Source organism: Acinetobacter sp. SAAs474 (assembly GCF_032823475.1).
Lineage (GTDB): Bacteria > Pseudomonadota > Gammaproteobacteria > Pseudomonadales > Moraxellaceae > Acinetobacter.
In genome coordinates this window covers 3,033,773-3,054,892 of the sequence record NZ_CP127915.1, presented here as the reverse complement: position 1 = coordinate 3,054,892, position 21,120 = coordinate 3,033,773, and the positions used below count along the sequence as shown (strand labels likewise).

The following is a 21,120-nucleotide window of genomic DNA, read 5'->3' as shown; positions in this document are numbered from 1 at the left end:
TATGAGTATTACCGCAACACATGCTGAATATGATAAGCACATAAATACCTGGAATAAGTTAGATGATGTTTGTGCTGGTCAGGAAGTTATCAAGCAAAAAGGGGAGGTTTATTTAAAGCTTCCTTTTTTATTTAAATCGAAAAATGATGAAACAGGAAAATTGCGTTATTTAGAGTATTTACATCGTGCAATCTTTCCAGGTGTAACTTCTCGTACTCTAGCAAGCCATATTGGTTTAGCATTTGGCAAAACACCGGTCTTTAATCGGCCGAATGAACTTGAATATTTAGAGCGTAATGCAGATGGCGCAGGAAGATCGATCTATCAGGTAGCCCAGCGTGCTACACGTTTGATTAACCGAAATTATCGTTGTGGTGTCTATGTTGATTATCCAGATATAGGCCCTAGTCGAAATAAAGCAGAAGAAAAGTCCAAAGGTGCTTTTCCGATGATTCATATCATCAAAGCGTCTGCGATTAAAGATTGGGATTACATTATTGTTGGTAATCAAAAGAAACTAAGCTTTGTCAAAATTCTGGAAACAATAAAGGTCCGTGACGGGTTTAGCGTTAAGTCAGAGGAACAGTATCGCATTCTACAGCTGAAAGAAAGTGATAGTGGCTTTATCTATACGGTGAACATTTATAAGCGAAATGAAAATGGTGAATGGTTATCTGAAGGCGAAAAGATACCAACAGATTACCAGGGGCAGACTTGGGATTATATTCCTTTTACGTTTTGTGGTGCGGTTGATAATTCAGAAGAAATAGGTACCGCACCGCTCTATGAATTGGGGTCCATGGAGCTTTCATATTATGCAAGTACGGCTGATGTTGAAGAGTCTGCTTTTATTGTTGGTCAGCCTACACTTTGTTTCCCATCAATCACCGAAGATCAGTACAAAATGGTCAAGGAGAGTGGGGCGAGTGTAGGGAGTCGATCAGGTATTCCAACAGATGCCAAGATGGTCCAGGCAGATAGTAATAATCTTGCTTATGATCGTATGAATGACAAATGGGACCAAATGAAAGAACTTGGTGCACGACTTATTGAAGTGGGATCTGCAAACAAAACAGCAACTCAGGCAGATAATGATAGTTCAATTCAGCATTCTGTTTTATCACTGGTTGTGGCCAATGTTTCTGAAGCCTTGACTAATGCCTTGCGGTGGTGTGCAAAGTTTGCAATGCCTAATCACGATTTAAAGGTCGAAGAACTTAGTTTTACGATTGCTCAGGATTTTAATAAACCAAAATATGATTCAGCTCGATCTAAGTTGATTTATGAGGCATGCTTAAATGGGAGCCTGCCTGAATTTATTTGGTACCACTATGAGCAAACAGGTACATTCCCTGAAAACAAGTGGGATGACATCGTAAAACTGATAGAAAAGCGTGAAGATGGTACAGAGGATGAATAATGGATAAGTCAGCGCAAAAAGTCTTACTTGATGCGTTGACTCAGCATCAAGCATATTTGTATCGCGTATCATCGCAGTCTGTAAATGAGTTAACTAAGCAATTTAATAGTATTTCAAACGCTAAATTAAGCCGATTAAGTGATCTTCTAGATGAACTAACCAGTTCTGAATTAAATGCGCTTAAATCGCTTAATTTTGGCAGTAAAGCTAAGTCATCTAAACGAATTGAAGAAATTAAAACTTTGCTGAATGATTGGTTTGCTTCTATTGATATCGATCTATCTGAAAAATTTAATAAATCAGCTTTAGATTTAGCGATTTATGAAGCAACTTATACAGCTAGATTGGTCGGTGAAGTTATTGCTATCTCAGGCACTGAAATATATCAAGCTGTAAAAAATACACCATATGCCGGTGGGCAATTGGTTGACTCCCTTTTTTCTGATTTATCTGAATCATTGAGAAAAAAAGTCGAATACATTATTCGTGATGGTATTTCACAGGGCCTAACTAATCAGCAAATTATTCAAAAAATCAAAGGTAAAAAGTCTTTAGATTATAAAGATGGGATTTTAAAGTCATCTAGAGAATCAATTGAGAGGCAAGTTAGAACTGCACGAAGTCATGTTGCTAATGTGGCTTATGAAGAAACTTACAAAGCTTTAGGATTTACTCATCTTAAGTTTTTGGCAACTTTGGACGGCAGAACTTCCAAAACATGCGCCTCGTATGATCAGGCGATATGGGCCATTAACGATCCAATGATTAGACGGCCACCTTTGCATCCGCATTGCCGCAGTGTCCTGCTTGGAGTAAATGCCGATGGTGAATTACCCGGTAAACGTCCTTTTGTGATGGATGAGCGCAAGATTAAAGACATTCCAAAAGATCAGCGTGACGGTATTATTGGCCAATTGAATGCAAACACTTCATTCAAGGACTTCTTTAAAAAAGCAGATGATTTTTTTCAGGAAGAATGGCTTGGGCCAACTCGGTACAAACTCTATAAAGAGGGTCATTATTCAATAGACAAGTTTGTTGATCCAATGGGCCGTCAGTATACATTGGCAGAGTTAAAGCTTTTGGATGAAAAGACTTTTAGAGAATTAGGACTTTAATTAATTTAAATCACAGCACCTTCGGGTGCTTTTTTATTGCCTGTAATTCGGATGAATAAGGCGCAACGAGCGGATGCTCTCTCAAAAATGGTGGAAACCTATGAAACTTAAAACACAAACAATCGACGGTAAAACTTATGCGGAAGTAGATGACCAAGGGCTTCCTGTCTATGTGCATGACGATGGAAAAGAAGTTGGTTTTGATGCTGGTTCAGCATTACAGAAAATCAGCTCACTAAATGCGGAAGCTAAAAATCATCGTGAAGCAAAAGAAAAAGCTGAATCTACACTTAAAACATTTGAAGGTATTGAAGATCCTGTCGCTGCTAAAAAAGCTTTAGAAACATTAAAAAACTTTGATGATAAAAAACTAGTGGATGCTGGTGAAGTCGAAAAAGTCAAAGCCGAAGCAATTAAGGCGGTGGAAGAGAAATACGCACCTATTGTTCAGGAGCGTGATACCTATCAAGCACAACTGCATAAAGAGCTTATTGGCGGTGGATTCTCTCGTTCTAAGTTTATTCAAGACAACATTGCTGTGCCAGTAGATATGGTCCAAGCCACCTTTGGTCAAAACTTCAAGATCGAAGATGGAAAGGTTGTTGCTTACGGTGCAGATGGTCAAAAAATCTTTTCACGCTCTCGACCGGGTGAAGTTGCCGATTTTGATGAAGCTTTAGAAACCTTGGTTGGTGGATATCAACACAAAAATTCTATTTTGAAAGGCTCTCAGGCTGGTGGCGGTGGATTCCAGGGTGGTGGTCAGGGTGGCGGCACCAAGAAAACGCTTGCTGACTGTAAAACGCGTGAAGAAAAGATTGAACTCTTAAAAACAGTTCAATAAATAATTTAATAATTTAGGAGGCCTTATGGCTTTTGATTTACAGATTTTTAATAAACAGACTTACTTCGCCATGACTGAATATATGGATCAGGCGGTAGATAAGTTTAACGAAGCATCGCAAGGTACCATCCAGTTAATCAGCAAGCCATTTTCAGGTGACTTCGACATTGAGGCATCATTTAAAGCGATTGATGGTTTAGTACGTCGTCGTAATGCTCATGGCTCAGGCGCTGTTGCAGCAAAACGCTTACAACAAATGTTGGATGTTGCAGTAAAAGTAGCAGCAGGCACACCGCCTATTCGCTATGAAAAACAACAATATCTTTGGATCCAACAAAACCCAGAATTAGCTGCATTAACTATTGGTGAACAACTTGGTAAAGCCAAAGTTGCTGATATGTTAAATGCAGGTATCTTGTGTGGTTCTGCTGCAATTGGTAGTGTGGTTGATCTGGTTGAAGGTGATGGCACTGGTGATGCAACATTCCGGCTACTTAACAAAGGTGCTTCACGAATGGGGGATCGTTCAGGTGCAATTCGTGCTTGGGTGATGCATTCAACTACTATGCATAATCTATTTGATAATGCCTTAGCGAATACAGAAAACTTATTCCGCTACGATGGTGTAAATGTTATTCGTGATCCGTTTGGTCGCTTGTTTGTGGTGACTGATGCGCCAGCATTGGCAGTTACTTCAACTGGTACCATCTACAACACACTTGGCCTTGTCGAAGGTGCTGTTGTTGTTAATGATAACAATGACTTTAATGCTGAACTTAACGCCATTACTGGTGGTGAAAACATTGAATATGAATATCAAGCTGAATGGACCTATGGCGTAGGTGTTAAAGGTTTTGCTTGGGATATTGCTGCTGGTGGCAAGTCTCCAACAGATGCCGCAATTGGCACATCAACTAACTGGGATAAAATTGCTACTTCAGTAAAAGATACTGCCGGTGTTTTGGTGAAATCAAAATAAATTACAACCCCTTGATTGGGGCTTTATTTTTGGAAAAATTATGAAAGAAAAGTCAAAAAAACTGTATTTCACCAATGATTTTAGTCCTGAAAATGTAAAAAAATTACAGGATGAAGGTTGGATTATCCGTAATGCACAGTTGGCGAAATCTGATTCATTTGTTGAACAGGCAGATGAGTATGGTGGTGATGTTCCAGACTGGTACCCAAAGCAAGAAAAGGTTGAGGAACCAAAGAAAGCAGCAACGCGTAAGCCCACACAATCAACTGAATAGGTAATTTATGAGTTTTATCACTATTGAAGAAGCTGAATCTATCCTTGGGGCAGACTTTGCCAGTGATAGTGATAAGGCTCGTTTTATTCGCTTAGCTAATACATGGATGAAGAATGAAGTAAGCTTTGTTCCTGATCCAATTGACCCACTATTAAAAGATGCTGCTTGTGAAATTATCCAGGGCATTAAAGCTGGTGTTGTTTATTCTGGTATTGCACGGCAAACACTTAGCGAAAGGGTTAAGGGTGATACGGTAGAAACCGAAGAATCATTTGCTGCTGGCAGTGTTGAAGTGTCTGAATATGAGCAGATTGCAAGAGCATATATCAGTTCTTTAGATTTAAAAAAGAAAGGTTTTGGCTTTGAGGTTTTTCGGTCATGATCAAAGATAAGATTCAATCAAAATTAGCCAAGGCATTTGATAAAAAATTATCCGATGCAGTTCATGCCTTTACGTGCGCCAAAGTCATCTATTCAGGCGAATATGATCCGGTTACAGAAACCTATCCCGAACAAATAGATGGCTCTTACTCAGGTCGTGGTGTTTTATTTGGCTCGTATAAGCGTGATTTTGTAAAGCCGGTTGATTATCAGGTAGAAGATGCCAAAGCCACATTATTACAAAACGAAGTGACAGCAAAACCACAAATAGATGATGTTTGGACCACTGAAAAAGGTGATTTTAAAGTGGTGAATGTCGGTGCTGATCCGACGGATTCGATTTATTCAATTCAGCTTAGAAAGATTGTTGAACCATAGTACCGTTTTCAATTCGGTACCATAAACAAGGTTGGAGGTGGTGATCAAATGTCATGGCAAAACAGGCCGACTGATTTTATAAATACTGTGATTAGTGATACTGAGCAGCATGTGAAGAAAATCAGTGCTGATATGCTTCAAACAGTAATTACTGGTAGTCCTGTGATGGATGGTTCATTTCGTAATTCAAATTTAATTACCATTAATCAGCCCACTTATCATTATATTGAAGGTGAGGGTAATAGAGCGCCAAGGGGCACACTAGATCAGAAAGCATTTGATCGTGGCACTAAGGAAATCCTAAAAATAAAACTAGGTGACAGTGTTTATTTAACCAATGCCTTGCCTTATTCAGTAAAGATAGAAAATGGTCATTCTGATCAAACCCCTGAAGGTGTTTATGCGTTGGCATTCCAGTCAGTATCGAGTAAATACAAATGAACCTAGTCCAAGCCGAAACAGCGATTGTAAGTTTAATTTCTCAATATAAAGGCACAGTAGAAAAACAATATATTCAGTATGAAAATAAGCCGAATTCTAACGGTAAACCATTTGTCGCACCCAAGGATAAACCATGGTGCCGTGTTTCAATTCAATATGCTGATACTCAATTTGCTGGATTCGCTGATAAGCCTAAATTTAGAGATTTTGGCCTTATTTCGATTCAATGTTTTGTGCCAAAAAACTCAGGTACCTTAACTTTAATGAAAATTTGCCAGGAGTGGCGTGACTTGCTTGAAGCGCATAGTGTAGATAGTCTTGAGATCTATCTGGTCCATGCACCACAAAATATCGATGATGATAATTTCTATGGAAAAATTATTAGAGCTGAGTTTCGAGTGAACTAGCTTAACCACTTAATTAAACCGTCCTTATTGGGCGGTTTTTTTATGCCTGAGATATGGCAATCAAGCCGACTAGGGTAGCTCCTGAAAGAGAAGATGGTCGTTTCGACTATTCATTGCATCTTCTTGTCGGCTTTTCTTTTTTTAATGAATAGTTGGAGTAAAGCAATGAATACAATAGTAAAGATTAAGTATGAAAATATAGATCAATCCTTTGATAACTCAGGTTGGTTTAATGCTACTGAGGCAGCAAAGAGATATGAAAAAAAGCCGTTAATGTGGCTAAGACAGCGAGATACTGTAGAGTATCTTTGTGCAATAGCTCATTCATTAAATAACAAATACGCTTTTCTGGAACACTTCAATAAAATCATTGAGTTGGATGGGGATTCCGCAAAATCACAAAGAAAATTATTATCTTTAGCTAAGCAAACAGGGCTAGTTAAGGTAAAAAATGGATCTTCTGAGAATGGTGGTGGTACTTGGTTACATCCTAAATTGGCAGTCGCATTTGCACGATGGTTAAATGTTCACTTTGGTGTTTGGTGTGATTTACAGATAGATAACCTTATTCGTGCAAACCAAGCCCCACCATCCGTACAAGACATGATTCGCTTGATGTTGTTGCCTTCAGCATCAACTTGGGAAAAACGCTTTCCAGATTCTTACTACAAAGCATTAGCAAAAATAACTAACACTAAATTTAATAATCATGTTGGTGGTAGTCCTGCCATATTTGGTGATATCACTAATAAATGGATATATCGAATCATCATGCCAAAAGAAGTTCTCTTAGAGATTCGAGCTAATAAGCGCGATGGTGAAAAGATGCATCAATGGCTTACCAATGGTGGTGAACAGATGCTATCAAAACAGATTAACTCTATTGAGGTTATTGCAAATAGTTCAACTGATTACCAAGACTTTACAGCTCGTTGTTATCAAGCCTTTCCACAGGCAAAAGGTCAATTACGCTTAGTGATGGTTGAGCAGGAGTGTGTAGTGTGAATGTTTTTTATGATGATATTTATTTAGTGTTTGCATGCAGAAATGCAAATCAAAGCGACACTGAGGTGGACTTCATTATTAATGATGAAAAGTTTGTTATTCATGCCGCATCAAAGGCCAATTTATACAATCTTGAAGAAAAGCAGACAGCACTTGAGGCAAAGTTTCCGAAACACAAAATACTAATTACACATCGTCCGTTATTCAATCTTATTGAAACTTTAGCAAAATTAGAGCAATTAGAAGCAGCTATGATCTCAGATGGAGATCTAATTAGTAATAAACCTGAAGGCCGAATTGTAGATGCGTTCAATTGGGAAGATAAACAAGATGTAGCACGGCAAGCAGGGCATTGTTAGCCGCAAAGTATTAATTCAAATCCACCTCCTTAAAGGAGGTTTTTTTATGCCTAAATTAAGGAGGACTCCATGAGTTCAGGCGCTAAACAGACAAGTGCATATGGTGTGGAATCGGCACCTGGTGTAATTGCCACAACTTGGAAAACACTTCCATTTACAACAAATAGCTTAGATGCTGCTGCACAAACCACAGAATCACAAACGATCAAAGATAGCCGTATTGCTGCTGGAACTTTAGTTACTGGTGTAGAAGTTACTGGTGATGTGGAAACGGAGTTTGCTTACGATATTCAAGATAGCTTACTTGAAGGTGTTGCATTCAATCAGTGGGTGAATAATGTATTAACTTTTGGCGGTGATACACGTAAAACATTCTCAATCATTCGCGGCTTCAAAGACATTGAAAACTATCAAGTGTTTACTGGTTGCCACATCAATCAGTGGACTTTATCTATTCCTGATGGTGGTATCGTCACTTCTAAATTCTCAATTATGGGAATGAAGCGCACTGCTTATATGGTCTCACCGGCAACAACGGTTACACCCGCAGAAGATGCAACTCAATTTACATCATTATCTACTGGCGATATTTTAATTGATGGTGAAGTTAAAGCTGGCATGTGTATCACACAACTGGATCTAACCATTGATAACTCAATGCAAATGCAAAAATGCCTAAATTACGAAAATAATATCAGCGCAATTCTCGAAACTATCATGAAGGGCACGGGTACCTTTACAGTTGCATGGTCTAAAAATACTGCTGAATTTTATGAAAAACAGTTCTTGAATGAGTCGATCAGTCTTCAGTATTCAATTAAAGATAGTGATGGTAATAAGTACACACTAAAACTACCAAACCTAAAAATAACAGCACCATTACCTAGTGGCAGCATGGGCGACATTCTAAACACCCAGTTCACATTCACTGTTGCTGATCAAGCGCCAACTTTAACCCGTGTCCCTGTCGTTGCTGGGCCTTAATTAATGGCCCTTGTGGCTTGGAGTTATAATGAAAATTGAAATTAAAAAACGTGAAGTTGCCGAATATGCTCAACGCTGGTTTGACTTTGAAGATGGCGCAAAGCTATTAATCGCAGACAAAGGTAGACCAGCTTTTAACCGAGCTTTAGAATTAAATGGCATGCAAGCCGAGCGTGAATTACGCGGATTTCAACCGATTACCGATGAGTCTGCACTTGCGTCAAATTTAGCATTTAATCGGGCAGTAGCTTATTTAATTCTCGACTGGGAAGGTATTGAAAAGGATGGCCAGCCTTTTGAATACAATCATCAAAATGCTGAATTGCTGTGCACAAGTACAGAGCAGTCTTTAGACCTTATAAACTTCTGTTTGAGTAAAGCCTATCTACTGCATGATGAAAAAAATAAAACGGTTGCTGATGAGGTGGGAAAGTCGTCGAACACTACAAACAGCGAAGTATCCGATGGGCACCAGAAAAAACCGAAGAAGTTTACAAAAAACTTGGAATAGAACCACCGTCAAAGCTTGAATATAGTTTTACTGCTAACTATATGATTAAAGCATTCTCGTATATTTCTAAGTGCAGACGAGTCATAGCAACTCAAGTAAGCGCGATTTATCAAGAAATTTCACTTCATGATATTCAAGCTTACTTTGAGTTGTTTGGCTGCGACTTTGATAAAGGGCTATTTATTGAATGTATTTACGCTTTGGATGGTGAGTTTTTAAAAGAAGCCAATAAGTAATTGGTTTCTTTTTAGTGTAAACTTTTGTGAAACATTTTTATGTTCCACGTATTGCATATTTATCGCAAATGCTATAATTTGGAGATGGACAAGAATAGATCTTGTCTTTTGTTGTATCTAAATTAAGGAAATGTGAAATGCACACAGTCACTATTTTTCGACAATGTTGAGTCTTAGTTTTGTAATTCTAAGTTCTGTTGATTTAAGTGTTTTAAGTGAGGTGCAATATGGATAATAAAAAATATACAGCTATGGATATTGCTAACTATATAGTTTGGTATGTTAATAGAAATGCCGAAAATCCATTGTGCGAATTAACTCCTTTAAAGCTTCAAAAAATTCTTTACTATATCGCTAGTACTTACTTTAAGAAAACCGGTACTCGATTGTTCAGTGAACATATTCAAAAGTGGCAGTATGGTCCCGTTGTTAAAGAGGTCTATCACGAATTCAAAGGATTTGGGTTCCATCATATTTCTAAACCTAAAGCATCTTTAACAATATGTGATAGTGGTACATTCAGTATTTCTCGAAAAGAGTATGATCCACTTGAGCTGAGTGGTGACAATGAATTTACCAATATTGCTAATAAGATTATAAGCACCTATGCGCCATGGAAAGCTTTTGATCTTGTTGAGCTCACACATACAGAAGAAGCATGGAAAGACTTTGAGTCCGATATTATGAAAGGTATTGAATTAACATATTCTGATAATGAGCTATTATCTGCTAAATCGGTTAATGTTTAATGCGTATGAATGTTGCTCAGGATGCTTTTATAAAGAATCATTTAAATCCGGAAAATTTTAACAATAGAGAGGTTGTTGTAGAAACAGCCTCAATGTTTTTTGTTTTGGTAGAGTATGAAAATTATATTATAAAAGCTGATAGGGAAACATTTTACAATTTACCGTATAAAGATATTTCTAATTTAGTATTTAATGATAAATCCATAGAGGTAAAATCAGATTCCTTTGATGGTTTTATTACTACGGTAATAGAGGAAATTAGTGATACGTTTGACATATATGAGGTAAGCGTAAGTAGGGATCATGTAATTGCTTGTTATGAAAAATTTGCCTCTCATATTGAGCTTGCGCTAATTCAAAAAAAATTTATGCTAGATGCCGCTAAAGAGGCGCATAGGGTAGCTAACCTTGCTCAAAAACAAGCTGAATTTGCAAAAAAACAAGCAAAAAAAGCAAAAGACATGTCCAATAATATGGTAACTAACTTTGTTACTATTCTAGGTGTTTTTGCTACAATTATTATTACTGTTTTTGGTGGCATTAATATTGTTAGTTCAACAGTAAAGCTATTAGAAGGTAACAATAAATTAGTCTACTTGGTCTTTGTTATTTCCTTTCTAATGATTTGTTTACTAACATTGCTTAAATTATTAATATCATGGATTACCTCCATAAGATCTAGAGATGAGGATTCTGATGATGGAAAAGAGCCTAGTAAGAAAAAAATAGATTTTTATACTAAAAGTATTAGTTGTTTTTTAGTAACTGTAATTGCTAGTGCAATTTGTATTGCTTATACCCACAAGGATCAAGATATTAGGCCTAAACAAGATGACAGTAAGTCAAATAATCAGAACAGTTTATTTTTTATAAATACAGAAAAGCCCGAAGGAAAAAACTAAAATATAAAAACTACCTGCTGCAAATACCGAGTCTACAGGCTAATCATTACATGATTAATTAACCACCTCACGGTGGTTTTTTATTCCCTTTCCACCTAATATTTAGTATCGTGATACCATTCAAGAGGATGATTTCATGAAAAAAATATTAGGGTTGTGTTTGGTTGTGGGGTTGGGGTTAGGTGGGTGTGTGACAATGCCAACACCAACAGATAAAAAAATGAATGATTTAGTTGAGGTTATTGAGGTTCCAAATAAAACAAAAGATCAGATTTTTGAAGGTTCAAAAATTTGGATAGCACAATCTTTTAAGTCTGCTAACAATGTTATCCAGTATGCAGATAAAGATAGTGGATCAATAATTGGAAAGGGTAATATTCAGTATCCGTGCGACGGCTTTATTGATTGTGGTGCATTTGGTAACGATAAAGTTAATTTCACTATCAAAATAGATAGTAAGGATAATAAGGCTAGAGTAGCTATTTCCGATATTACTCGCACAAATCTAACTTATGTACAAGGTGGATATAATGCAAATATGGGTAAGGAAGCTCCTATTAATTTGATTGAGCATCAACAAAAAATTGAGGTTAAATTAAAAAATGTCATTGATCAGTATAGGACTGCTATCACATCAAGCAGTTTAAATGATAACTGGTAGATAAAAGCACCCTAAGGTGCTTTTTTATTACCCAGCAAACCGTCAGTGCTATTAATAATCATATCCAGCTTTTCTTCAATTGATTGAATTTTAGTCAAATAGTCTTTATCTGCTTGAGTGATAGTTGGTAGTTCTTCGTTCGCTAAAGATTGCTCTAGGCGAGCGACAATATCTGCATTCATTGAGCGATTATGCTTTTTAGCTGATTGTGCAATTTTTTCTTTTAATTCTTTAGGCCAACGAAGGTTGTACTGAGGGTGAAGATGACCGCTACTCATAAGAAAATCACTTTAGTTGGATTGTACTTACTTTATATAATAAAAGTAGCCAGTGTATATTGACAATGGTAGCCGATGCATATACGATTATAAAAAAGTAGCCGATGGGTATATTAAATAGGAGTTGAATAATGGAGCTACCAACTAAGCCAAAGAGCACACGCACAAAGGTTCAATACAATCTGCGAATTGAGCCTGAATTGCTAGAGTGGCTTAAAAAACTAGGTCAGGAATATGAAAGACCTGTGAATTATTTGATTAACCATGCAGTTAAGCAAATGAAAAATGAAGTAGAGAGTGCGAAAGCATGAAATCAATAGGCACAAAAAAACCTTGCCAGACTACCAATCAAACGCAAGGTTTAGTTGCCATCACAAAGGATGTAAAACACATGACTAATTTAACACAAAATTTCGTAAACCCAAACAATCAACCCTTAGTTATTGGTGAGTTTTCTATTCGCCAAGATGATGAAGGGCGTTATTGTCTGAATGATTTGCATAAGGCGAGCGGTGACCAGAGAAAAGATAGACCAAGCTACTTCATTGAGAATGAAAAAACTCAAGAGTTAATTGGTGTTATTGAGGATGAATATTATGATGTCGGAAATCCGACATCATGCAAAAAGGCTATAAATATCATTCGTGGTAAAGGTCGAGAGCAAGGTACATATGCGGTTAAAGAGTTGATATATTCATACGCAATGTGGATTTCTGCAAAATTTCATTTAACAGTTATTCGTGCTTATGATGCCATGGTGATGCAATGGAAAATAAACGATCGCCAAACCATTTCACCTGAACAAAAAGATACGCTTCAAAAAATTGTGGATCATAAGGTTGATGGTAATAATGGGTTACGTGCACAAGTTTGGACTCGTCATAACCGACATTTTAAAATTAACTCTTATCATGAATTATTGGCTATTCATTTTGAAGATGCTGTTAAATATCTATTAGAAATGGAAGTTAAAGCTAAACAAGAAGTTAAGTTAATTGCCATGCAGCCTTATGAAGATAAGAATGTGCAATTCCTAATGTGGTATGTTCCAATACTTGCTAAATATGTAAAGAATGAAATATATCCAGCACTTCAAACAATACAAAGTGCTTATGCTGGTCAACTTATCGGTTTAACTCATGAAATTGTTGGTTATGCAAATCTATTAAATAGACGAGCTATTGAGGGTGGCATGACCAATTTAAACCATGTTGGAAATCAGCCAGTGCACACAATTCATTGGTACCTAGAGAAATAAATAACTAAAACCTCCTTCGGGAGGTTTTTTAATACCCATAAATGGCAAAAAGCCCGTGATTCGCAGTCATGGGCTTTTTTGTTTCCAGTCGAACAGCAAGAACAAGAGGAAAATATATTGCATGAATGATTTTATCATAGGTTTAAATGGAATACTAAAAATGACAGCAGATATTTCTATTTGGCGATTAGTATTTTTGTTACTAGCCATCATTGTTTGCATACTTGCTTGGCAATCACCACATCTTCTAAAAGCGTATCTTGAATATAGAAAAGGAGATAAGAAGTGAATCTAAGCCCTGATAGTTTTATAAAGATATTTTGGCATTTAGCACTAATTGCAGCATTCATCATGCTAGTTACATTCTTGATTCAATGTGCAAAATTCTACATAGGTATAAAATAAAATGGAAAAATATGGGTTATGGTGACTATACTCGCCTTTTTAATATTGTTTTTCATACTAATTTTAATATGGAAACTACCTGAAATTATCACAGCAATTAAAGCCTAAAATGAATCAGTAGCGCCTTAAAGGCGTTTTTTTACGCCTAGAGGAAAGTAAAATGACAGAGCAAAGAAGCCGTCTGGTAATTGAAATTAGCACAGAGCACGCAAGAAGAAATGCGGAAGTAATAAACCGAGAGCTAAAAAGTATTGAAAAGAATGGCACATATGCCACCAAATCAATGGATAGTATGTCGGTCGCTGCACGTAGCCTAGCTGCAAATATGGCAAGGATTGTGACCGTTGGTACTGCAATCAACAAAATGGATGCATACACCAATTTACAGAACCGTTTAAAGCTAGTTACAACTTCGCAAACAGAATTAAACCGGGCAATGAATGATACGTTTTTGATTGCTCAAAAGTCTTATGCTTCGTGGGATTCAGTTGTCCAGGTTTATCAGCGTTTTAGTGATAATGCGAAACGCCTAAAAATTGATATGACACAGACTGCCGCATTGACTGAAACAGTATCAAAAGCTGTAGCAATTTCAGGTGCCAGCACTCAGGCAGCAGAGGCAGCGCTAACCCAATTCGGGCAAGCCTTAGCATCCGGTGTGCTTCGTGGTGAAGAGTTAAACTCAGTAATGGAGCAAACACCAGGTTTAGCTGATGCGATTGCTGAAGGTATGGGTATTACCAAAGGTCAATTAAGATCAGTTGCTGCAGAAGGAAAAATCACTGGTGATGTACTTGTAAAAGCATTAACCAAAGCCAAGGGTTCTGTTGATGAATTATTTGCTAAAACAGATATAACGATTGGCCAGTCGCTCACACTTCTAAATAACGAAGTATCTAAATTTGTTGGCGGTGCTGGTCAGGCATCTGGCGCATCAAAAACACTAGCATCATCAATTCAATTTCTAGGTGAGAATCTTAGCAATATTGCCAATATAGCCATGCTTGGCGGTGTGGCATTTTTAACAAAAGCGATTGTGACACAAACAATAGCTGTCAAAACATCAGTTGCAACCTCTCTAGCAAAAAGAGCTGCTTTGACTGCTGAGTTGCAGAGCCAAGTCACTTTAGCTGCAGCTGAGGTACAAAGAACTCGTCAAGTAACAGCATTAGCCGCAACAGAGGTAAATTTAGCTCGTGTTGAATACAATTCGGCAGCTTCACGAACAGCTAGAGCAGCCGCAACCATGCGATTAACACAAGCGGAGATTGCCTATAATTTAGCTTCAAAGCAATCAACCATTGCAACTACTGCTCAAACTGCCGCACAAAATGCACTGAATGCTAGCCAATTGGCTGGATCTCGTATGCTAGCCCTGGTTGGTGGTCCAGTGGGCGCATTGACATGGAGTGTAACCGCCTTGGCTGCTGGTTATATTTATATGCAAGGTAAAGCATCAGAGGCTAATAAAAAACTAGAAGAACAAGCCAGTGTTGCCAAAAAAGCTAAGAATGAGCTACTTGCACTTAAGGGGCTTGAGAAAGATGATGCCATTAATGATATGGCAGAGGCTTTCGAGCGCCAAAATAAAGCATTAGCTGAATCTAGTAGTCAGGTTAACATTCAGTTGACTGCAATTAAGCGACTATACTCTGGTAACAAAGATATAGTTAAGGTTGTTGACGATGCTCAGAATGGCACTATCAGCATGACTACCGCTTTGAAAAAGTTTAATGAACTGCGGATCAGTAAAGATATTTACACCGCATTAAAAGAAAATATCTTTCAATTTGTTAAACACACTGAGGAGTCCAAAAATTCTAAGGAAAAGCTACATCTTTTTGGCCGAGAAGTTGTATTGGCAGGGCGTGATGCACAAACAAGTGCCGTCGGTGTTGATGAAAATACAAAGAGCTTAAGTGCTAATGAAATTGCAGCACAAAAGGCAGCAAAAGCACAAAAAGACTATAAATCATCTCTGTACAATAAAGAGTTTGAAGCTGTTTTTACTCAGCAATTACTCGCAAAAGGTTTATCTGAAGATCAAATCAAGGCAATACTCGAGGCATCACAGTGGGCTAGAAAGAACAATGTTAAGTTCACTACAGAGTTGGCCCAAGAGGCATTACGTGTTAATGCGATTGAGCAAGCCAATAAAAAAATTATTGACGATAGAAATAATGCAGAGCGTGAAGCAACCAAGGAGAAAGAAAAGCATTTAAAGCTATCCGAAAAACAAGCTGCTCTTTTAGCTGGTAATGATGAAAAAGTACGGAATATGCTTCGAGTTTATCAGGCATTTAGAAATGCTGGTTTAGGTGATAAACAAGCTCGTGTGATGACTGCACAGGTTGGCCGTGAAAATGATTATAGAGCAGATGCTATGTTTGGGAGTCACAAGGATAGTAATAATGGTTACACCAATACAGGCTTTCTTTCGTGGCAAAAAGTAAGATCAACTCAGTTAATGCAATCTCTCCAAGGTCAAGGCCTTTTGGATAGCAAGGGGAAGATTCAGCAAACCCAAGATTCACTAGATGCAATGGCAAAGTTTTTTGTACAGGAGGTCATGTCAGGAAAGAGTTATGCATCATCAAGAAAGGCATTAACTAATGATAATCTTGATTACCGTACCATCGAAAAGATTGTTGGTAAAAATGGTATTGGCTGGGATTATGATGGTAAGGGGAAATTAGGTAAAACTAAGGCTGCCAGTCATCTCTCAAAGCAAGATAGCTACTACAATAAGATTAGTGAAATCTTGGGTAAAGATCCTGAAAATATAATGAGTGCAATTAAAGACTTGTCTAAGTTTCAGGATGAGGCTTATAAGGCCCGTGCCAAAACTGAGGAAGAAGTCAAACAGCTTCAAATTCAATATGACACTGATGCCGTTAAGCGTTCTAAGCTTCGTGATGAAGAAATCAATAGAGCGACTATTCTTGGCCAACAAGCTTTAATTCCCCAAATCAATGCTCGTTATGATGCTCAAGATCAGATTGCTAAACTGCAATTAGATGCTGAATTAAATGCATACAAGTGGACTGAAGAGCAAAAGCTTCAAAACACGCGTGATATTAATATTCAGCGTTTAACTGCAGAGGGTCAATATTCTGAAGCTGAAATTGCTTTGAGAAAAAAAGCATTAGATACACAAACTCGGTATGAGATTGATCAGTTTAAAAGGACTCAAGCTTTAAAATTGCGAGAGTTTGATCTAACTAATGCAAGCGAAATGAATCAAGCTAAGCAAAAAGCAATGCTTTATTCATTAGACTCATCCCAAAGACAGGGTTACTCATTAAGTATTGATGAGAGATCTGCCTATGACGCTAATACTCAAAATCTTTTAAATAAAAATAGAGCTTATGAAGATGAGCTTAGGCAGAGATTGATAACACAGCAACAATACAATCTTTTGTTGGAAAATGCTGTTCGTGCCCATGAGGAAAACAAGGCTGCTATTCAGGCTGAATATTCTGAAAAGTATCAAGAGTTACAGCGAAATCAATATCAAGGTCAGCTACAAATCTGGGGTAATTTATTATCCCAAGGACAAACCACATGGTCTCAGTTAACACAGTCGATTAAAGATGCAAGTGGAGAACAGTCATCAGCATACAAGGTTGCACTGGCTGCTCAACAAGCATTTTCGATAGCATCAACATTGGTTTCAACACATTTGGCGGCAGCTCAAGTAATGGCTGATCCATCTGCATTAACACTAGCTCAAAAAACCATGTATTCACAAATGATTCTTGGGATGGGGTATGCAAATGCCGGATTGATTGCAGCTCAAACAATCGCCGGCTTCTCCGAAGGCGGCTACACTGGTCACGGTGGTAAATATGACCCAGCAGGCATTGTCCATAAAGGTGAAGTTGTCTTTTCTCAGGCTGATATTGCACGACTAGGTGGTGTTGGTGTGGTTGAGTCGATGCGTAAGGGGCAGAAAGGGTATTCCGATGGTGGTGTAGTTGGGTTGCCAAAAGTGGCTAGCTTTACAAGTAAAACCACGAGCAACACTGAGGATAAAATCTCAATCCAAGTCACAGTCACCGATTCAGGTGTTTCAACTCAATCATCAAACGGTGATAAAAAAGTTCTTGGCGATATGATCGGTAATGCCGTACGCGCTGTGATTCGACAGGAACAGAGACAAGGGGGATTGTTGGCGAAGTAGTCAACAATCCTTTTAGGAGAAATTATGCTAAATGTAGAAATTCATGATGAAACCAATCAACAAGCAAAAGGTAAAGCTGCTCAGTTGATTCAGCAGAATCAGCTAACAGAAATACAGAATACACGCGACTTGGCTTATTGTCGTAAAGTGATGCATGGAAAGACTCCCATATCACATGAGGTTTTAAAGCATTTACAAAGTCTATAGAGTATTTGTTTTCTATATATTTTAGGAATTGATCATCTAGAGACTCCATATTAACTTCGCTTGTATCTATATGTGGCCTAAAGCAGAAATCTACATAGGAATACCATGCCCCTTTATCTGTTTTACTTTCTTCAATTAGGCACCCAAGCGTCATAACCGCTGTTTTTTCTTTGTTTAGGTTATAAATAGCCTCTTTCAATTTTGGTGTTGAATTAAGCTCATGGATTTCACTTATTCGATCTGGTTGAAGAGTGAGATCAATAGCCCCTATGTTGGTACGACCATTTTCAGTATCTTTGCGATAAGGCCATTTTTGGTAATTTGGCTCTAATGGTGGATTTATTGTCATGCTATAATTCCTTTGTTAGTTTGTTCTAAGCAAGTCAATACTAACACCCAACCCACTCATTGTAGTGGGTTTTTATTATTTGGAGAAAAAATGAAAGCAATTCAATTTAAAAAAACAGGGGACTTTACAGGTAATCATGATGAATTAACCAATGCACTTCGAGAAGTAATTAAAAATGAAAAACGGCACCGCGGACTATTAGGATGAGCAACCAAAAATTCACATTCCCATCCGACTTAGACGGCAACTCAAACACCCAGAACTTTACAGTCTTAAACTCCAAATTCGGTGATGGTTACGAGCAAAATATTTCGGTAGGAATCAACAATAGAAAAGGTGAATGGGCATACCAACGAACAGCATATAAGGCCGAGATTTTACAGATCAAGGCCTTTTTTGATGCTCACAAAGGTTCAGATTCATTTCTTTGGGATTCACCTCTAGATGGTGAAGTTCGGGTTAAAACAGGTAGCTATAACCCGGTTTGTTTGGGTGGTGACGTTTGGCGAATTTCAACAACATTCACTCAAGTTTTTTATCCGTGAGGTTTTTAAATGTCTTTAAATAGCGACTTTCAAAAACTCTATGCTGATGGATTAATTCAATTATTTGAATTGGATGCCAGTTCACTTGGAGCTGGAATTTTACGTTTTCATGGACATATTTCTTATCAAGATTGGGAAAAGATTTATCTTACAATTGACAATGCAAATATTTCAATTGATAGCGAAAAGTTTACAATTGACCAAACTGAGTTAATGAACCGTGCTTATGGACCTTTAACTATTGATAATGAAAAAATTGCAATTGATACAACCAAATATAGAATTGATCAAACCGAATATTTGATTGATCAGTCAAATATTGTTACTGGTGAAAAAAAATGGTATCGAGATGTAATTTGGCAAGGTGAAGTATTTGAGCCGATTGCACTACAGTGTAATGGTCTTGAAATGCGATCTGACGGCAAAGCATCAGCACCAACATTATCGCTCGCTAATAACTTTCGTGGCATTCAGGGTGCTATTTCTGCTTATTGTTTGCAATTTAAAGACTTTGCTGGTGTAAAGCTTAAAGTTATTACAACACTTGCAAAATATCTTGATGCTGAAAATTTTAGTGCTGGCAATCCATCTGCACAGAATGAAGCAAAAGAACAACTCTGGTACATCGAGCAAAAGACTTCTGAAAATGCTCAGCAAGTTACGTTTGAACTATCAAACCCGATTGATTTCGAAGGCTTAAAAATTCCAGTACGGCAAATATCAAATTACTGCCAATGGGAATATCGGTCTGAAGAATGTGGTTGGACTGGTGCAAATTTATTTACCAATAAAGATGAGCCAATCGATAACCCTGCTTTTGATCAATGCTCTAGACGCTTATCAGGTTGTGAATGCCGATTCGGAAAAGGCAATGTGTTGCGCTTTGGCGCATTTCCTGCGAGCTCATTGTTATGAAACTAAATAAAAAACTAAAAGCTGCAATTTTAAAGCATGCAGAACAATGTTACCCGAATGAGTGCTGTGGTGTGATTGTTTCTGGGCAATATATTGCTTGTCGAAATATCTCAACACATGATGATCAGTTTGAAATTGATCCTAAAGATTTAGCGGATGCTGAAGAATGGGGAGAAATTGAAGCTTATGTTCATTCACATCCGAATGCCACGGCAAGAGCCTCTGAGTTAGATTTACATCAGATTGAATTGCATCAAAAGCCTTGGGTAATTTGCGCTTATCCTGATGTTGAATTTCAGATCCACAAGCCATTTGGTTATAGAGCACCACTTGTGGGTCGTGATTACCATCACGGATGGCAAGACTGTTATTCAATCGTACGTGATTTTTATGAGCGTGAGTTTGGTTTAAAACTAATTGATTTTGAACGTCAGGATCGGTGGTGGGAATCTAAAGAGAGTAAATCTTTATATCTTGATGGTTTTGAACAAGCAGGCTTTGTCGAAGTTAACAGCTTGCAATATGGTGACGTATTGCTTTGCAAAGTAGGTCGTACTGAGCACGTAAATCATGCTGTGATTTATCTTGGAAACAATCCTGAACTGAGATCAGAAGAATCTACAGCTTTAGTGGGTGGTCCATTCATTTTACATCATCCTTATTGTCGTAAATCAGTACGTGAAATTTATGGTCCACAGTGGCAAGAGCGAACAATAAAGGTCGTGCGTCATGTTAAAAACAATTAAGTTATACGGCATTTTAGCTAAAAAATTTGGTAAAGAATTCAAGCTTGATGTCGCAAATACGCGTGAAGCTGTAAAAGCATTGTCGGTACAAATACCGGGTTTTGAACAATTCATGCTAAATGCTCACGAACGTGGTCTAGCTTTTGCAATTTGGCAAGATGATGAAAATATTACAGAACAGCAGCTTGATATGCATACTGAAGCTAGTGTGATCAAGATTGTGCCGAAGGTGATTGGTGCTGGTGGTGATAATGGTATTTTTAATATTGTGCTTGGTGTTGTTTTGGTTGTTGTTGGTTATTTCACTTTTGGAGCAACAACGGCTTATGGTGCAGCATTGATTGGTGCTGGTATTGGAATGGCTGTGGGGGGTATTGCTCAAATGCTAATGCCTAAAGTTGATACAGATAATGCGAATGAAGATGGGAACAGAGCTAACAAAGGCTTTGGTGGAGCAGTCACAACAATCGCACAAGGCAACCCTGTCCCCATTCTTTATGGACAACGTGAAGTTGGTGGTTTTATTGTCAGTGCTGCCCAGTATCCCGAAGATCAAATTTAACTAAATCTAAATTGAATATATAG

General features: G+C 37.7%; 26 protein-coding genes. 24 read left to right on the top strand and 2 right to left on the bottom strand.

Annotated features, from left to right (window positions below; all coding sequences use genetic code 11):
- Nucleotide 1 precedes the first annotated feature (1 nt).
- The 16 genes from QSG86_RS15230 (at nucleotide 2) to QSG86_RS15155 (ending at nucleotide 11,649) form a co-directional block, all read left to right on the top strand.
- Nucleotides 2–1,420 (top strand): DUF4055 domain-containing protein, encoded by a 1,419-nt coding sequence (locus QSG86_RS15230; RefSeq protein ID WP_317032270.1) that lies wholly within the window; start codon nucleotides 2–4, stop codon nucleotides 1,418–1,420.
- Complete coding sequence (locus tag QSG86_RS15225; protein WP_317032269.1) at nucleotides 1,420–2,538, top strand: minor capsid protein; 1,119 nt, start codon at nucleotides 1,420–1,422, stop codon at nucleotides 2,536–2,538. The genes QSG86_RS15230 and QSG86_RS15225 overlap by 1 nt, the downstream gene beginning before the upstream one ends.
- Nucleotides 2,539–2,638: 100 nt before the next feature.
- Nucleotides 2,639–3,382 carry a DUF6651 domain-containing protein gene (locus QSG86_RS15220; RefSeq protein WP_317032268.1) on the top strand — a complete coding sequence of 248 codons (744 nt, stop codon included), beginning with the start codon at nucleotides 2,639–2,641 and terminating at the stop codon, nucleotides 3,380–3,382.
- Nucleotides 3,383–3,407: 25 nt separating this feature from the next.
- Nucleotides 3,408–4,361: a major capsid protein gene (locus tag QSG86_RS15215; RefSeq protein ID WP_317032267.1), complete on the top strand. Its 954-nt coding sequence runs from the start codon at nucleotides 3,408–3,410 to the stop codon at nucleotides 4,359–4,361.
- Nucleotides 4,362–4,401: 40 nt separating this feature from the next.
- Nucleotides 4,402–4,635, top strand: a complete 234-nt coding sequence (locus QSG86_RS15210) for a hypothetical protein (RefSeq protein WP_317032266.1) — start codon at nucleotides 4,402–4,404, stop codon at nucleotides 4,633–4,635.
- Nucleotides 4,636–4,642: 7 nt separating this feature from the next.
- Entirely contained in the window at nucleotides 4,643–5,017 is a 375-nt protein-coding gene (locus QSG86_RS15205) for a hypothetical protein (RefSeq protein WP_317032265.1), read from the top strand.
- On the top strand, nucleotides 5,014–5,394 hold the full coding sequence (locus QSG86_RS15200) for a glutamate 5-kinase (RefSeq protein WP_410487480.1): 381 nt from the start codon (nucleotides 5,014–5,016) through the stop codon (nucleotides 5,392–5,394). Before QSG86_RS15205 ends, QSG86_RS15200 begins: the two co-directional genes overlap by 4 nt.
- Before the next feature lie 48 nt (nucleotides 5,395–5,442).
- The gene (locus QSG86_RS15195; RefSeq protein ID WP_317032264.1) at nucleotides 5,443–5,835 is read left to right on the top strand and encodes a hypothetical protein; all 393 of its coding nucleotides are present in this window, start codon (nucleotides 5,443–5,445) and stop codon (nucleotides 5,833–5,835) included.
- Complete coding sequence (locus QSG86_RS15190; protein WP_317032263.1) at nucleotides 5,832–6,242, top strand: hypothetical protein; 411 nt, start codon at nucleotides 5,832–5,834, stop codon at nucleotides 6,240–6,242. The genes QSG86_RS15195 and QSG86_RS15190 overlap by 4 nt, the downstream gene beginning before the upstream one ends.
- Nucleotides 6,243–6,407: 165 nt before the next feature.
- A complete protein-coding gene (locus QSG86_RS15185; RefSeq protein ID WP_317032262.1) occupies nucleotides 6,408–7,247 on the top strand; it encodes a KilA-N domain-containing protein in 840 nt (279 codons plus the stop codon).
- On the top strand, nucleotides 7,244–7,606 hold the full coding sequence (locus tag QSG86_RS15180) for a hypothetical protein (RefSeq protein WP_317032261.1): 363 nt from the start codon (nucleotides 7,244–7,246) through the stop codon (nucleotides 7,604–7,606). The genes QSG86_RS15185 and QSG86_RS15180 overlap by 4 nt, the downstream gene beginning before the upstream one ends.
- Before the next feature lie 69 nt (nucleotides 7,607–7,675).
- A complete protein-coding gene (locus tag QSG86_RS15175) occupies nucleotides 7,676–8,590 on the top strand; it encodes a phage tail tube protein (protein WP_317032260.1) in 915 nt (304 codons plus the stop codon).
- A 28-nt stretch (nucleotides 8,591–8,618) separates the two neighbouring features.
- Nucleotides 8,619–9,101 carry a hypothetical protein gene (locus tag QSG86_RS15170; protein WP_317032259.1) on the top strand — a complete coding sequence of 161 codons (483 nt, stop codon included), beginning with the start codon at nucleotides 8,619–8,621 and terminating at the stop codon, nucleotides 9,099–9,101.
- A 463-nt stretch (nucleotides 9,102–9,564) separates the two neighbouring features.
- Nucleotides 9,565–10,086 carry a Panacea domain-containing protein gene (locus tag QSG86_RS15165; RefSeq protein WP_317032258.1) on the top strand — a complete coding sequence of 174 codons (522 nt, stop codon included), beginning with the start codon at nucleotides 9,565–9,567 and terminating at the stop codon, nucleotides 10,084–10,086.
- Nucleotides 10,086–10,988 (top strand): hypothetical protein, encoded by a 903-nt coding sequence (locus tag QSG86_RS15160; RefSeq protein ID WP_317032257.1) that lies wholly within the window; start codon nucleotides 10,086–10,088, stop codon nucleotides 10,986–10,988. Before QSG86_RS15165 ends, QSG86_RS15160 begins: the two co-directional genes overlap by 1 nt.
- A gap of 136 nt (nucleotides 10,989–11,124) precedes the next feature.
- On the top strand, nucleotides 11,125–11,649 hold the full coding sequence (locus QSG86_RS15155) for a DUF4468 domain-containing protein (RefSeq protein WP_317032256.1): 525 nt from the start codon (nucleotides 11,125–11,127) through the stop codon (nucleotides 11,647–11,649).
- Nucleotides 11,650–11,660: 11 nt separating this feature from the next.
- On the opposite strand, the gene QSG86_RS15150 is transcribed toward QSG86_RS15155, so the two are convergent.
- A complete protein-coding gene (locus tag QSG86_RS15150; RefSeq protein ID WP_317032255.1) occupies nucleotides 11,661–11,927 on the bottom strand; it encodes an Arc family DNA-binding protein in 267 nt (88 codons plus the stop codon).
- Nucleotides 11,928–12,058: 131 nt separating this feature from the next.
- Here QSG86_RS15150 and QSG86_RS15145 point away from each other — a divergent pair, with 131 nt between their 5' ends.
- The 4 genes from QSG86_RS15145 to QSG86_RS15130 all read left to right on the top strand — a co-directional run bounded on the left by QSG86_RS15145 (nucleotide 12,059) and on the right by QSG86_RS15130 (nucleotide 17,773).
- Complete coding sequence (locus tag QSG86_RS15145) at nucleotides 12,059–12,238, top strand: DNA-binding protein (RefSeq protein ID WP_317032254.1); 180 nt, start codon at nucleotides 12,059–12,061, stop codon at nucleotides 12,236–12,238.
- On the top strand, nucleotides 12,235–13,185 hold the full coding sequence (locus QSG86_RS15140) for a KilA-N domain-containing protein (RefSeq protein ID WP_410487479.1): 951 nt from the start codon (nucleotides 12,235–12,237) through the stop codon (nucleotides 13,183–13,185). The genes QSG86_RS15145 and QSG86_RS15140 overlap by 4 nt, the downstream gene beginning before the upstream one ends.
- Before the next feature lie 121 nt (nucleotides 13,186–13,306).
- Complete coding sequence (locus QSG86_RS15135) at nucleotides 13,307–13,474, top strand: hypothetical protein (RefSeq protein ID WP_317032253.1); 168 nt, start codon at nucleotides 13,307–13,309, stop codon at nucleotides 13,472–13,474.
- A 276-nt stretch (nucleotides 13,475–13,750) separates the two neighbouring features.
- Complete coding sequence (locus tag QSG86_RS15130; protein WP_317032252.1) at nucleotides 13,751–17,773, top strand: tape measure protein; 4,023 nt, start codon at nucleotides 13,751–13,753, stop codon at nucleotides 17,771–17,773.
- A gap of 22 nt (nucleotides 17,774–17,795) precedes the next feature.
- On the opposite strand, the gene QSG86_RS15125 is transcribed toward QSG86_RS15130, so the two are convergent.
- Entirely contained in the window at nucleotides 17,796–18,329 is a 534-nt protein-coding gene (locus QSG86_RS15125) for a hypothetical protein (RefSeq protein ID WP_317032251.1), read from the bottom strand.
- Nucleotides 18,330–18,532: 203 nt separating this feature from the next.
- On the opposite strand from QSG86_RS15125, the gene QSG86_RS15120 reads away from it, so the two are divergent.
- From QSG86_RS15120 to QSG86_RS15105, 4 genes are read left to right on the top strand one after another with little or no spacing between them, the layout of a single operon-like run.
- The gene (locus QSG86_RS15120) at nucleotides 18,533–18,874 is read left to right on the top strand and encodes a phage tail protein (RefSeq protein ID WP_317032250.1); all 342 of its coding nucleotides are present in this window, start codon (nucleotides 18,533–18,535) and stop codon (nucleotides 18,872–18,874) included.
- Nucleotides 18,875–18,883: 9 nt separating this feature from the next.
- Nucleotides 18,884–19,789, top strand: a complete 906-nt coding sequence (locus QSG86_RS15115) for a phage minor tail protein L (protein ID WP_317032249.1) — start codon at nucleotides 18,884–18,886, stop codon at nucleotides 19,787–19,789.
- A complete protein-coding gene (locus QSG86_RS15110; RefSeq protein WP_317032248.1) occupies nucleotides 19,786–20,535 on the top strand; it encodes a C40 family peptidase in 750 nt (249 codons plus the stop codon). The genes QSG86_RS15115 and QSG86_RS15110 overlap by 4 nt, the downstream gene beginning before the upstream one ends.
- Complete coding sequence (locus QSG86_RS15105; protein WP_317032247.1) at nucleotides 20,519–21,097, top strand: tail assembly protein; 579 nt, start codon at nucleotides 20,519–20,521, stop codon at nucleotides 21,095–21,097. The genes QSG86_RS15110 and QSG86_RS15105 overlap by 17 nt, the downstream gene beginning before the upstream one ends.
- Nucleotides 21,098–21,120 lie beyond the last annotated feature (23 nt).